At 72.2% G+C, this 13,683-nt stretch carries 8 protein-coding genes and 1 pseudogene; 2 read left to right on the top strand and 7 right to left on the bottom strand.

Going from position 1 to position 13,683, the window contains the following annotated elements; genetic code table 11:
* Nucleotides 1-30 precede the first annotated feature (30 nt).
* The 6 genes and pseudogenes from ABD901_RS30755 to ABD901_RS30730 form a co-directional block, all read right to left on the bottom strand.
* On the bottom strand, nucleotides 31-477 hold the full coding sequence (locus tag ABD901_RS30755; RefSeq protein WP_345131974.1) for a DUF948 domain-containing protein: 447 nt from the start codon (nucleotides 475-477) through the stop codon (nucleotides 31-33).
* A 281-nt stretch (nucleotides 478-758) separates the two neighbouring features.
* On the bottom strand, nucleotides 759-1,412 hold the full coding sequence (locus ABD901_RS30750; protein ID WP_345131879.1) for a hypothetical protein: 654 nt from the start codon (nucleotides 1,410-1,412) through the stop codon (nucleotides 759-761).
* Between the two features lie 2,222 nt (nucleotides 1,413-3,634).
* Nucleotides 3,635-4,987, bottom strand: a pseudogene (locus ABD901_RS30745) (replication-associated recombination protein A); the annotation flags it as partial.
* Between the two features lie 34 nt (nucleotides 4,988-5,021).
* Complete coding sequence (gene aspS, locus ABD901_RS30740) at nucleotides 5,022-6,845, bottom strand: aspartate--tRNA ligase (RefSeq protein WP_345131877.1); 1,824 nt, start codon at nucleotides 6,843-6,845, stop codon at nucleotides 5,022-5,024.
* A gap of 40 nt (nucleotides 6,846-6,885) precedes the next feature.
* Nucleotides 6,886-8,211 carry a histidine--tRNA ligase gene (gene hisS, locus ABD901_RS30735; RefSeq protein WP_345131876.1) on the bottom strand — a complete coding sequence of 442 codons (1,326 nt, stop codon included), beginning with the start codon at nucleotides 8,209-8,211 and terminating at the stop codon, nucleotides 6,886-6,888.
* A 6-nt stretch (nucleotides 8,212-8,217) separates the two neighbouring features.
* Nucleotides 8,218-8,901 (bottom strand): MBL fold metallo-hydrolase, encoded by a 684-nt coding sequence (locus ABD901_RS30730; RefSeq protein WP_345131875.1) that lies wholly within the window; start codon nucleotides 8,899-8,901, stop codon nucleotides 8,218-8,220.
* Between the two features lie 169 nt (nucleotides 8,902-9,070).
* On the opposite strand from ABD901_RS30730, the gene ABD901_RS30725 reads away from it, so the two are divergent.
* Both ABD901_RS30725 and ABD901_RS30720 read left to right on the top strand, forming a co-directional pair.
* Entirely contained in the window at nucleotides 9,071-10,024 is a 954-nt protein-coding gene (locus ABD901_RS30725) for a peptidylprolyl isomerase (protein WP_345131873.1), read from the top strand.
* A 48-nt stretch (nucleotides 10,025-10,072) separates the two neighbouring features.
* On the top strand, nucleotides 10,073-10,939 hold the full coding sequence (locus ABD901_RS30720; protein WP_345131871.1) for a peptidylprolyl isomerase: 867 nt from the start codon (nucleotides 10,073-10,075) through the stop codon (nucleotides 10,937-10,939).
* A gap of 109 nt (nucleotides 10,940-11,048) precedes the next feature.
* Here ABD901_RS30720 and ABD901_RS30715 read toward each other — a convergent pair whose 3' ends face one another.
* On the bottom strand, nucleotides 11,049-13,472 hold the full coding sequence (locus ABD901_RS30715) for a RelA/SpoT family protein (protein WP_380140051.1): 2,424 nt from the start codon (nucleotides 13,470-13,472) through the stop codon (nucleotides 11,049-11,051).
* Between the last annotated feature and the right edge of the window lie 211 nt (nucleotides 13,473-13,683).

The raw sequence follows: 13,683 nt of genomic DNA, 5'->3' as shown, positions 1-13,683 counted from the left end.
TTCTTCAAGAGATTTTTATTCGGTACCGCGTCAGCCGCGACGCCGACGCTGCTTCAACTGCTCGCGCACCTCGGCCTCGTCCGCCTCGCGGCGCCGGTTCGCGGCGGCCTTACGCACGCCGTACCCGAATGCGGCGACCTTCACCAGCGGGTTGGCCGCGGCGGCACTGACCACCGTGGACAGGTTCGCAACGTTAGCGCTGACGTGCGACACGTTTTCGGTGATGGTGTCGATCCGCGCGAGCTGCATGTTGACCCCGTCCAGGGTCGTATGCACCTGCGTCAGCGCGGTGTTGACGTTGTCGATCGTGGTGTTGACCCGCTCGAGCATCGGCGTGGTCTGATTGGCGGCGTCGCGCAGGGCCCCCGTGGCGGCGTCGATCGTGTGCCGCACCCGCAGGATCGGCACCGCGAGCACCAGCACGAGCACGAAGAACCCACCAGACGCCACCAGCGCCGCGATACCGCCCAGGGACACGGTCACGCATTCCTCCTTCAACCCGCGTGGATGCGCGATTCCAACGGAGGAACCCTACCCTCCGTGATGCGGCGCCGCGCTTCGACCGGCCGCTAAACGCCTACACCCCGCCGCGGCCGGGTCGCATCGGGCCCCGCGGCCGGCAGTGTCACGCTACGTGCCGAGCCCGTTCGATGCCCGCACCGCAGCCGCTTCCCCGCCGCCTTTTCCGCGGCGCGGCCGCATTACCTGCGCGGCCCGGCAGTTCTTCTGTGTCGGCGGCCTGGTCGTATCGCGAGTCGTCAGGGGCCGCCCTGGCCGCCGCCGCCCGGGTCGTAGCTGATCCGGTTGAAGACCTTGATCGTCGTCACCGCGAGCGGGCAGATGGTGGTCGGTGCCGGACCGGGCGCCTCGCCGCCGCCGTCCCCGCCGGGATCCCCGGACGCGGGCGCCGAGGGCGCCTTCGTGGGCGGTTTGCCCGACGGCGGTTTGGCACCCGTCGACGGCGCCGGGCTGATCGTCGGCCGCGCCCCCTTGACGTCGCAGACGGCCGCGCGCACCCAGAGGTCCAGCACGTACTCGTCGCGCTGCCAGCACGTCTCGATCCCGTCGACGCCCTCCGCCTGGCAGTCCGGGATGTCCCACTCGACCCACCCGGCGTCGCGCAGCTTGCCGACGAACGCCCGGTTGGTCTCCTCGGGCCCGCGCGCCGACTCCCACGTGCGCTGCCGGGACCGGCACTCGCGGATGCACCACCGGCTGCCCAGCGCCCCGTCGGTCGGGTTGCGGGCCGCCCACTCGGGCAGATTGAGGTTGTCGAGCTCGACGAACACCGGATCGCGCGAGAGCTCCCGGATCACGAAGAACGCCGCCGGCGCGCTGACCACGGCCAGCACCACGAAGATGATCGTCGCGAACCGCAGCTGCCGCACCCGCTTGGCCTGCGCCCGCTGCAACAGCCCGAACGGCGCGATCTGCGTCGTCGTCTCCCAGTCGAACGCCGCCGGCGAGCTTGCGGTACCGCGGTAGACCGGCGGATTCGGATCGAAGCGCGCCAGATCGACGAACGGCTTCCCCGGCGGCGGCCCGTCACCGGGGAAACGCCCACCGGGCGCCCGCCCGCCCGCGTACGGCGAAGGCCGCCCCCCGCCGCCCGGCCCACCAGGACCGCCCTGCCCACCAGGCCCACGCCCACCGGGACCACCAGCGGGCCCGCCACCGGGACCACGGTCGCCAGGACCACGTCCATCAGGCCCGCCACCGGGACCACGTCCATCAGGCCCGCCACCGGGACCACGTCCATCAGGCCCGCCGCCCGGTCCACGTCCATCAGGCCCGCCACCGGGACCCCGTCCACCGGCCCCACCAGCGGGCCCGCGCTCGCCAGGACCACCGGGCGCAGCCGGGCCACGCCCACCGGGCCCGCGCTCGCCAAGACCACGCTCGCCGGGACCACCAGCAGGACCACCGGAGGGCCCACGGTCGCCGGGACCGCCCGCCGGACCGCGCCCACCAGGACCACCGGCCGGGCCACGCTCGCCGGAACCACCAGCAGGGCCACGGTCACCTGCACCACCGGCCGGGCCGCGGTCACCAGGGCCACCAGCGGTGCCGCGACCGCCCGCGCCCTGGGCCGGCCCGTTACCGGGTCCGCTGGGCCCAGCACCGGGGCCGCCGGGCCCACCGGAACGCTCACCAGCACCGGAAACCGCCGATCGGCCACCACGCGAATCACCGTCGCGCGGGTCGGCACCGCGCGGGTCGGCACCGCGCGGCTCAGGTACGCGCGGGTCGGCGCCGCGGGAACCGGGGCCCTGGCCGGCGCGAAACGCCGCGGGCTCGTCCGGCTCGGCCGCGCGCCGCCGACCGCCACCGCCGCCACCACTGGCACCGCCACCGCCACCACCGCCGGCAGAACCGCCGGGAATACGGCCGGTGCCCGGCCCGTCGGGTTCGCCCTGCCGAGGCTCGGGCAGGGCGTGCGAGGCCCGCCGCCCGCCGGTCGGCGACTCCTGCTCATCGTCCGGCGCGCGCCGCCGCCCACCACCGGCCGCCGCCGGCCCGGACGCGCCGCCCGCGGCCTGGGGCGCGGCGTTCCAACCGCCTTCGCTCGGCTCCTGCCGAGTCGCCCGCCGCCGGCGCGAGGGCGACTCCCCGGCGGGGTCGCTCGAGACACGCCAGGGCTCCGGCACCCCCGACAATGCGGGAGTTGCCGGCATGGCGCCGGACGCGGAGGAACCGGAAGATGCCGACGGACCGCCCGGCGCCACCCCACTCGACCCCGCGGCTCGCCCGGAAGACGGCGGCACGGCCGATCCCGCGCCCCGCCCGGAAGGGGGCGGCGCAGACGGTCCCGAGCCCCGCCCGGAGGACGGCGGCACAGCTGATCCCGCGCCCCGCCCGGACGCGGGCGGCGCGGCCGGTCCAGAGCCCCGCCCAGAGGACGGCGGCACGGCCGATCCCGCGCCCCGGCCGGAGGAGGGCGGTGCGGGCGGAGAAACCGAGGCGGGCCCGGACGGCGCCGAGGGCCGAGAACCGGACGGCGACTCGCGAACGGCATCCCGAAGCGACCGCCAGTCGGCCGGCGGCGTCGCCCCACCGGACGGCGCACCCGGCCGCGAACCCGACGTCGACTCACGACCACCGTCACGCGGCGCACCAGGCCGCGAACCCGACGTCGACTCACGAGCACCGTCACGCGGCGCAGCCGGCCGCGAACCGGACGGCGACTCGCGAGCGCCGCCGTCGCGCGGGGCGCGCCAGGCCTGCGTCGGCTCGGGTGCGGACGGCGGCGGGACCGCCGGGCGCGAGCCCGACGGCGACTCGCGGGCGCCGCCGTCGCGCGGGGCGCGCCAGGCCTGTGTGGGCTCCGGGGCAGGGGGCACAGGGCCCGGCGGCGGTGGGGCCATCTCGCCGCGTGACTGGGGCGGCACCGGCCGGCGTGGGGCCACCTGGTCGAGCACGTCGCCCGGCGCGGACGGGCCGCCGAACCCGAGGTCGTCCTCGCCGCCGCGGCCCGCGCTGCGCAGTTCCGCCAGCCAGCCGAGGTCCTCGTCGCTCGGGCCTTGTTCGGCCTTGCCGCGGCCGCGCCGCTTCTTGGCCTCGTCCCGACCCGATGTCACCGGCGCCGCTCCTCCGTCATGCCGCTGTGATCCGAAGCGTCACCCGCCTCGGTCCCCCGCACGATACGCCGCAGTTTCGGCAATCGTTCCGCCACCGCGCGCTCGGCGCCATGGCCCGTCGGGCGGTAGTACTCCCGGTCGCCAAGCCCCTCCGGGGCGTACTGCTGCTGCACAACGCCACGGGCATCGTCGTGAGGGTATTTGTACCCCTGCCCGTGCCCGACCCGACTCGCACCCTTGTAGTGCGAATCGCGCAAATGCGCGGGGACTGCACCGCCGTGTCCGGCCCGCACGTCGGCCATGGCGGCGCCGATGGCGTTGACGACCGCGTTGGACTTCGGGGCGAGCGCGAGATGGATCACGGCCTGCGCGAGGACGATCTGCACCTCGGGCAGGCCGACGTACTCGACGGCGTGTGCGGCCGCGGTCGCGATGGGTAGCGCGGTCGGGTCGGCCATGCCGATGTCCTCGCTGGCGGAGATGACCATGCGGCGGGCGATGAACCGGGCGTCCTCGCCGGCGGTGATCATGCGGGCCAGGTAGTGCAGTGCGGCGTCGACGTCCGAGCCGCGGATGCTCTTGATGAAGGCGCTGACCACGTCGTAGTGCTCGTCGCCGTCGCGGTCGTAGCGCAGCGCTGCCACGTCGACGGCCCGCTCCGCGGTGGCCAGGTCGACGCTGGTGTGCCCCTGCGCCAACGCCGCACCCGCGGCCGCCTCGAGGGCGGTGAGGGCTTTTCGCACATCGCCGCGTGCCAGGCGTACCAGATGAGCCTCTGCGTCATCGTCGAGCGCCACGGTGCCGTCCAGCCCGCGCAAGTCCGTGACGGCCCGGCGCAGCAGGGTGCGCACGTCGTCGTCGGTGAGCGGCTGCAACGTGAGCAGCACGCAGCGCGACAGCAGCGGCGAGATGACGGAGAAGTACGGGTTCTCGGTGGTGGCCGCGAGCAGCGTGACGGTGCGGTCCTCGACCGCGGCGAGCAGCGAGTCCTGCTGGGTCTTGCTGAAGCGGTGCACCTCGTCGATGAACAGCACGGTCGGCGGGCCGCCGCGGCGGCGCTCCCGGCGGGCGGTGTCGATGACCGCGCGCACATCCTTGACCCCGGCCGACAGCGCGGAGAGCGCCACGAAGCGCCGGTCGGTCGCGCCGGCGACGAGGTGGGCGATGGTCGTCTTGCCGGAGCCGGGCGGGCCCCAGAGGATCACCGACATCGGCGAGGCGCCGCCGACGAGCTGGCGCAGCGGCGCGCCGGGCGCCAGCAGGTGCTGCTGGCCGACGAGTTCGTCGAGGCTGGCCGGGCGCATCCGCACCGCGAGCGGCGAGTCGGCCGTGACGTCGGTGAAGCCACCGGCGACGGCCGGGCCTCCTTCGAAGGAAGCCCCGCCGCCGGGTGGTTGAACCTCAAACAAGCCGTCCACGGCCCCAGACCCTACAGTCCGGATCTCAGCCCGAGCGCTCCACGGGGACGACGGTGGACGCGGGCACGGGGCCCTTGGGCTTGGCGTCCACGCCCGCCTCGGCGCGCTGCTCGGCCGTGATCGGGGTCGGCGCGCCCGTCAGCGGGTCGTAGCCGCCGCCCGTCTTCGGGAACGCGATGACCTCGCGGATCGAGTCGACGCCGGCCAGAAGCATGCAGATGCGGTCCCAGCCGAAGGCGATGCCGGCGTGCGGCGGAGGCCCGTACTTGAACGCCTCGAGCAGGAACCCGAACTTCTCCGCGGCATCGTCGGCGGTGATGCCGAGCATCTCGAAGACGCGGCGCTGCACGTCGGCGCGGTGGATACGCACCGAGCCGCCGCCGATCTCGTTGCCGTTGCACACGATGTCGTAGGCGTAGGCGAGGGCCTCGCCCGGCGCGTCCTCGAACCGGTCGATCCAGTCGCGGTTGGGCGAGGTGAACGGGTGGTGCACCGCGGTCCAGCCCTTGGCGCCGCCGCCCGTGCCGCCGGCCTCCGGGTCGGTGGGCTCGAACATCGGGGCGTCGACGATCCAGCAGAAGGCCCAGGCGCTCTCGTCGACCAGCTTGGCGCGCTTGGCGATCTCGATGCGGGCGGCGCCGAGCAGCTCCTGCGCCTCGCGCCGCTCGGTGGAGGCGGCGAAGAAGACCGCGTCGCCCGGCTTGGCCCCGACGAAGTCGGCCAGGCCCGCCAGGTGCGACTCGGACAGGTTCTTGGCCACGGGCCCGCGCGCCTCGCCCGTCGAGGCGTCGAGCACGACGTAGGCCAGGCCCTTGGCGCCGCGCGCCTTGGCCCAGTCCTGCCAGCCGTCGAGCTCCTTGCGGGTCTGCGCGGCGCCGCCGGGCATCACGACCGCGCCGACGTAGCCGCCCGCGTCGATGGCGCCGGCGAACACGCGGAACTCGGTGCCGCGCAGGTACTCGGTCAGCTCGGTCAGCTCGACGGAGTACCGCAGGTCGGGCTTGTCGGAGCCGTAGCGGTTCATGGCGTCGTGCCAGGTGATGCGCGGGATGTCGCCGGAGATGGCGTGCCCGGCCAGGTCGGACCACAGGGCCCGCACGATGGCCTCGCCGAGCTCGATGATGTCGTCCTGGGTCACGAAGGACATCTCGATGTCGAGCTGGGTGAACTCCGGCTGGCGGTCGGCGCGGAAGCCCTCGTCGCGGTAGCAGCGCGCGATCTGGTAGTAGCGCTCCAGGCCGCCGACCATGAGCAGCTGCTTGAACAGCTGCGGCGACTGGGGCAGCGCATACCAGTTGCCGGGCTGCAGCCGGACGGGCACCAGGAAGTCGCGGGCGCCCTCGGGCGTCGAGCGGGTCAGCGTCGGGGTCTCCACCTCGACGAAGTCGCGGTCGGCCAGCAGGTTGCGCGCGATCTGGTTGGCCCGGCTGCGCAGCTTCATCGCCTGGTGTGGGCCGGAGCGGCGCAGGTCGAGATAGCGATAGCGGTACCGCACGTCGTCGCTGGCCGCCTCGCCGTCGTCGATCGGCAGGGGCAGCGGCGCGGCCTCGGAGAGCACCTCGAGGCCGCTCGCGACGACCTCGACCTCGCCGGTGGGCAGGTCCGGGTTCTCGTTGCCGGCCGGGCGGGCCCGCACTTCGCCGGTCACAAGCACGCAGTACTCGTTGCGCAGCGCGTGCGCCGCCTGCATCTCCTCGCGGAAGACCACCTGGACGACGCCCGAGGCGTCGCGCAGATCGACGAAGATGACCCCGCCGTGGTCGCGGCGGCGGGCCACCCAGCCGGCCAGCGTCACGGTCGTTCCGGCGTCGGCGCCACGCAAGGTGCCGGACTCATGGGATCGGATCACAGGGTCTCCTTCGGCGAACTACGCAAGACGGCTCATTCTCTCACCGCAGCACGGGCGCCATGTCTTCGGCCGGGGGGTTCCACTCGTCGCTGGACGCGGGCACCTGCTCGCCGGAGCGGATGTCCTTGACCTGGTCGCCGCCCTCGATCGATGCGCTGGCCGGGAACCACACGAAGGGGATGCCGCGCCGCTCGGCGTAACGGATCTGCTTGCCGAGCTTCGCCGGCACGGGCGCCACCTCGGTGGCGATCCCGCGGGCGCGCAGCGAGGCGGCGATGCGGTTGCTGGCCGCCCGCTCCTCCTCGCTCCACAGCGCGACGAGCACCGCGGTCGGGGTGGGCCGGCTGACGGCGAGCGCGTCGGCGTCGAAGAGCAGGCCGAGCAGGCGGGACACGCCGATGGAGATGCCGACGCCGGGGAAGACGTCGCGGCCGGCGCTGGCGAGGTTGTCGTAGCGGCCGCCGGAGCAGATCGAGCCGTACTGCTCATAGCCGGCCAGCTCCGTCTCGTACACGGTGCCGGTGTAGTAGTCGAGCCCCCGGGCGATCTTCAAGGTGGCCTCGACCAGGCCCGGCGAGTGCTCGCGGGCGGTCTCGACGACCGCGGTGAGCTCGGACACGCCCTCGTCCAGCAGCGGGTGCTCGACGCCGAGGGCGCGCACGGCGTCGGCGAAGGACGCGTCGTGCGCGCGGATCTCGGCCAGGGCCAGGCACGCCTTGGCCTGTGCCTCGGTCCCGCCGGCCTGGACGATGAGCTGCGTCACGGCATTGGGACCGATTTTGTCGAGTTTGTCGATTATCCTGAGGATTTCCTCGGGATCCTCCAGGCCGAGGCCACGGTAGAAGCCCTCGCAGAGCTTCCGGTTGTTCACCATGATCTTGACGGCCGGAATCGGCAGCGAGCGCAGCGCGTCACCGATGACCAGGGGGATCTCGGCCTCGTAGTGGGGCGGGAGGCTGTCGCGGTCGACGATGTCGATGTCGGCCTGCAGAAACTCGCGATAGCGTCCGGCCTGTGGTTTCTCGCCCCGCCACACCTTCTGGATCTGGTAGCGCCGGAAGGGAAACTGCAACTTACCGGCATTTTCAAGCACATAGCGGGCGAACGGAACGGTCAGGTCGAAGTGCAATCCCAGGCTCTGCTCATCGTCGCCCTCGGCGGCCTGGAGCCGGCGCAGGGTGTACACCTCCTTGGAGGTCTCCCCCTTGCGCAACAGCTGGTCGAGCGGCTCGACCGCGCGCGTCTCCAGCGGCGCGAAGCCGTAGAGCTCGAACGTGCGCCGCAGCCGGTCGAGAACCTGCTGCTCGGCGAGGCGCTGCGCGGGGAGCCACTCCGGGAAGCCGGACAGCGGCGTGGGTCGGGTCATCGGTCTCTACCAGCCTTTACGCGGCGCCTCGAGCGCCTCACGGAGATACGGATTGCGGGCCCGCTCGCGCCCGATGGTGGTCTCGGGGCCGTGTCCGGGCAGCACGATCGTCTCGTCGGGCAGCGTCAGCACCTTGTCCCGCAGGCTGGCCATCATCTGGCCCATGCTGCCGCCGGGCAGGTCGGTGCGGCCGATCGAGTCGCGGAAGAGCACGTCGCCGGAGAAGCACAGCGGTTCGTCGCCCTCGCCGCCGCGGAACATCACCGAGCCGCGGGTGTGGCCGGGCGCGTGGTCGACGGTGAGCTCCAGCCCGGCGATCTTGAGCACCAGCCCGTCCTCGAGCGGCGCGACGTCCTCCGGCTCGGTCCACGTCAGCCTGCCGCCGAACAGCGAGGTGAGGTCGGCGCTGAGGCCTTTGGCCGGGTCGGCGAGCATCTCGGCGTCGCCGGGGTGGATGTACGCGGTGATGCCGCGCGCGCCGCAGACCGGCGTCACGGAGAACGTATGGTCGAGGTGACCATGCGTGAGCAGAACCGCGGCGGGCTGGAGCCGGTGCTCGGCGAGCACCTCGTCCAGCCGGTCGGCGACCCCGATCCCCGGGTCGATGATCACGCACTGCTCGCCGGGCGCTGGGGCCACGACGAAGCAGTTGGTCCCGAACGCCTCGGCGGGGAAGCCGGCAACGAGCACAGCGGCGCTCCTCCCTGTCTATGTCCTGGCCCAGACCATGTCGACCCTATCCGGAGGTCAGGCACAGCCAACCGTGACCGGGCGGCGACCCGCATTCCGGGTTCTACCCGTACACTCTGGCGGGCGTGTGACGTGGCACCCAAATGTTATTTCCTGGAGGGGAGCACCGGTGGCTTCCAGTAAGAGCCGGCAGCGCGCTTTGGCGCGCGCCAAGACCGAGCGGCAGATCGCCCGAAGGGCGGCCGCGGCGCGGCGTCGCCGCCAGTGGCAAGCGGGGATCGGCAGCGCCGTCGTCCTTGCGCTGCTGGTCGTGGTCGTAATCTGGAAGACCGGCGGGTTCTCTCCCGCGCCGGCCACCGCCGACGAGTGTGCCTACACCTCGGTCGACGCCGGTGCCGGCGTGACGGACGTCGGCAAGCCGCCGACCAAGGACGTGGTCAAGAACGGCGTCAAGACCATGACGATCAACCTCGGCCAGGGCGCCGTGACCGCCAAGCTCGACCCGAGCAAGGCGCCGTGCACGGTCAACAGCATCAGCTACCTGGCGGGCAAGAAGTTCTTCGACAACACGACCTGCCACCGCGTCACCGACGCGATCCTGCAGTGCGGCGACCCCTCCGGCTCGGGCTCCGGCGGCCCCGCCTACCGCTTCCCCAACGAGAACGTGCCGCAGGCGCTGCCGCCGTCGGCCGAGCCCACCCCCAGCGCGTCGGGCTCCGCGAGCGTGCCGGCCTCGGCGGCCCCGTCGGAGTCCGCCGACACCGGCCCCGGCTCCGCGCTGTACCCGATGGGCACGATCGCGATGGCACACTCGCAGGAGAAGGACAGCAACAGCAGCCAGTTCTTCCTGGTCTTCAAGGACACGCAGTTCCCGGCGGACTACACGATCTTCGGCACCATCACGGGCGGCCTCGACGTCCTGCAGAAGATCGGCGCGACGGGCACCGACAACGGCTCGCCCGACGGCAAGCCGAAGGAGGACGTGAAGATCAGCACGCTGACCGTCACCGACACGGCGCCGGATGACACGGCGCCGACCCCGGCCCCGGCGACCAGCGGCTCGGCACCCGCGGAGAGCGCCTCGGCCACTCCCTCGGCCAGCACCTCGACGAGCAAGTCCTAAGGCCTCGAGCAAGTCCACCCCATCCCCGTTGAGCAAGGAGTACCAACCGTGAGCACCAACCGGGACCGTCAGCGCGCCGCGGCGCGTGCACGGCTGGAGCGGGAGATGGGCGTGCGCGCCGAGCAGTCCCGGCTCCGGCGCCGCCGTAACACGACGATCGCCGCCGGGGCCGGCGCCCTGATCGTCCTGCTCGCCGCGGCGTGGGTGGTCGTCGCGGTGACCAGCGGAGACGACAAGACCGAGGCCGGCGCCAGCCCATCGTCCTCGGCCACCCCGACCAGCTGCGAGTGGCTCCCCCTGGTCGACCCGAGCGCGAGCGCGTCGGTGGACCCGGAGCTGGCGAAGAACACCAAGGACGTCGGCAAGCCGCCCACGACGGGCGAGGCCCGCACGGGCACCCAGACGATGACCCTGGACACCAGCGTCGGCACCATCAAGATCGAGGTCGACACCGCGCACGCACCCTGCGCCGCGGAAAGTTTCACCTACCTGGCGAGCAAGAAGTTCTTCGACGACTCGGTCTGCCACCGCCTGGTCCTGCAGAGCGTCTACGTGCTGCAGTGCGGTGACCCCTTCGGCACCGGCTACGGCGGCCCGAGCTACCGCTACGCCGAGGAGAACCTGCCGACGGGCAAGCGCCCGGCCTACGGCGAGGGCGTCGTGGCCATGGCGAACAACGGCAACCCGGCGTCGACGGGCAGCCAGTTCTTCATCGTGTACAAGGACATCGCGCAGCTGGACCCGAACTACACGGTCATCGGCCGCGTGACCGAGGGCCTGGACCTGGTCAAGAAGGTCGCCGACGCCGGCGTCGTTGCCGAACCGTCGGCCGACCCGTCCACCCCGCCGAGCGAGGGCAAGCCGAAGACCGAGGTCCGCATCAAGTCCCTGACGATGAGCGCCCCGACCCCGTAAAACCGCTAGCAAAGCGCAAGGGCCGTTCCCGGACAGCAACCGGGAACGGCCCTTCTGCTTTGCGAGGAATGGCCAAGGGGCGCACCGGCCCCCCGGAAGGAGAAGACCCTCAGGCCCCCGAGGTAACCCGGTAGGCGTCGTAGACACCGTCGATCCGCCGCACCGCAGCCAGAAGATGGTTCAGGTGCTTCGGATCGGCCATCTCGAAGGAGAACCGCGAGATCGCCACCCGGTCCCGCGTCGTGGTCACCGTCGCGGACAGGATGTTGACCTTCTCGTCGGACAGCACCCGCGTGACGTCCGCCAGGAGCTTGTGCCGGTCCAAGGCCTCGACCTGGATGGCCACGAGGAACGTGGACGCGCTGGTGGGCTTCCAGCTGACCTCGAGCACCCGCTCCGGCTGCTCCTTGAGGTCGCCCGCGTTGGCACAGTCGTCCCGGTGCACGCTGACGCCCCCGGAACGCGTGACGAAGCCGAACACGGCGTCGCCGGGCACCGGCGTGCAGCAGCGGGCCAGCTTGATCCAGACGTCGTCGACGCCCAGGACCTCGACGCCGGGGTCGGAGGCGGCCGTGCGGGTGCGCGCCGGGCGGGTCGGTATCGCGGTCTCGGCGATGTCCTCGACCGCGCCCTCCTCGCCGCCGTAGCCGGCGACCAGGCGCTGCACGATCGACTGGGCCGAGGCCTGACCGTCGCCGACGGCCGCGTAGAGCGCGGCGACGTCGGCCAGGTGCAGCTCGCGGGCGATGGTCATCAGCGACTCGGACGTCAGCAGGCGCTGCAGCGGCAGGCCCTGCTTGCGCATCGCCTTGACGATCGCCTCCTTGCCGGCCTCGATCGCCTCCTCGCGGCGCTCCTTGTTGAAGTACTGCCGGATCTTCGTCCGCGCCCGCGGGCTCTTGACGAAGCCGAGCCAGTCCTGGGTGGGGCCCGCCGTCTCCGACTTCGACGTGAAGATCTCGATCACGTCGCCGTTGGACAGCGTGCTCTCCAGGGGCACGAGCTTGCCGTTGACGCGGGCGCCGATGCACTTGTGCCCGACCTCGGTGTGCACCGCGTAGGCGAAGTCGACCGGCGTCGAGCCGGTGGGCAGGGCGATGACGTCGCCCTTGGGCGTGAAGACGTACACCTCCTGGCTGGACAGGTCGAAGCGCAGCGCGTCGAGGAACTCGCTCGGGTCGCTCGCCTCGCGCTGCCAGTCCAGCAGCTGGCGCAGCCAGGTCATCTCGTCGATGTGCGCCGGCGGGCCGGCGATCGTGGCGTTCTTGGTCTCCTTGTACCGCCAGTGCGCGGCGATGCCGTACTCCGCGGTGCGGTGCATCGCATAGGTGCGGATCTGCAGCTCGACCGGCTTGCCGGTGGGCCCGATGACCGTCGTGTGCAGCGACTGGTACATGTTGAACTTCGGCATCGCGATGTAGTCCTTGAACCGGCCCGGCACGGGCTGCCAGTTCGCGTGGATCACACCGAGCGCCGCGTAGCAGTCGCGCACCGTGTCGACGAGGATGCGCACACCGACCAGGTCGTAGATGTCGCCGAAGTCACGACCCCGGACGATCATCTTCTGATACACGGAGTAGAGGTGCTTCGGCCGCCCGGTCGTCTCGGACTTGATCTTGGCGGCCTTGAGGTCGTTGGCGACCTTCTGGGTCACGGTGCGCAGCAGCGAGTCGCGCTGGGGCGTGTGCTCGGCGATGAGCCGGCTGATCTCGTCGAAGCGCTTGGGGAACAGCGTGCGGAACGCCAGGTCCTCCAGCTCCCACTTGATCGTGTTCATGCCCAGGCGGTGCGCCAGCGGGGCCAGGATCTCCAGGGTCTCCTTGGCCTTCTGCTCCTGCTTCGGGCGGGGCAGGAAGGTCAGGGTGCGCATGTTGTGCAGCCGGTCGGCCAGCTTGATGACCAGCACCCGCGGGTCCTTGGCCATCGCCACGACCATCTTGCGGATCGTCTCGGCCTTCGCCGCGTCGCCCAGCTTGACCTTGTCGAGCTTCGTGACGCCGTCGACGAGCAGCGTGACCTCGCCGCCGAAGTCGATCTGCATCCGCTCGATCGTGTACTCGGTGTCCTCGATGGTGTCGTGCAGCAGCGCGGCGACCAGCGTGGTGGTGTCCATGCCCAGGTCGGCGAGGATCGTGGCGACGGCGAGCGGGTGCGTGATGTAGGGGTCGCCGGACTTGCGGTACTGCCCCTTGTGGAAGTGCTCGGCCATGTCGTAGGCGCGCTGCAGCAGCCGCACGTCGGCCTTCGGGTGGCTCGCCTTGTGCTGCGCGATCAGCGGCTCGAGGACCTCGCTCACGGAGGGGCTCTGCCAGGGCGCATTGAAGCGGGCCAGCCGGGCGCGCACCCGGCGGCCGGTCGGCGCGGCGCCCACGAAGCCCGCGACGGCACCGGTCACGCCGCCCGCGGCGTCGGTGAGGTCCTCGGTGTCCTCGCCGAGGATCTCCTCGGCCGGGCGGCGCGCCGCCTCGCCGGGCCGGTCCGTGGACCGGCGCTGGGGTGTTGCGCCGGGGGCGACGGGGAACTGCAGCACCACACCGCCCGCCTCCGCCGTCTCCGGCGCGGCGTTCTCGCGGGCGTCCTGCGGTTCATCCTGCACGTGGTCGACCGTACCCTCAAGGGGGGGTGCGATGTCGCCGGTCACCGGCCGCTCCTCATCGCCGACAACGATCCGAGCTGCAAGCTTACCCGCCCCCACCGACATTTCCCGTCAGCGAAAGAGGCCGGATAAGGGCCGGAAATCGGCC

It is taken from the genome of Dactylosporangium darangshiense, from assembly GCF_039537565.1.
GTDB lineage: Bacteria > Actinomycetota > Actinomycetes > Mycobacteriales > Micromonosporaceae > Dactylosporangium > Dactylosporangium darangshiense.
This window is presented reverse-complemented; position numbering and strand designations above follow the sequence as displayed.

Coding starts and splice junctions, on each gene's coding strand:
- hisS (WP_345131876.1), bottom strand. CDS start 8,211: ATGACCCGACCCACGCCGCTGTCCGGCTTCCCGGAGTGGCTCCCCGCG.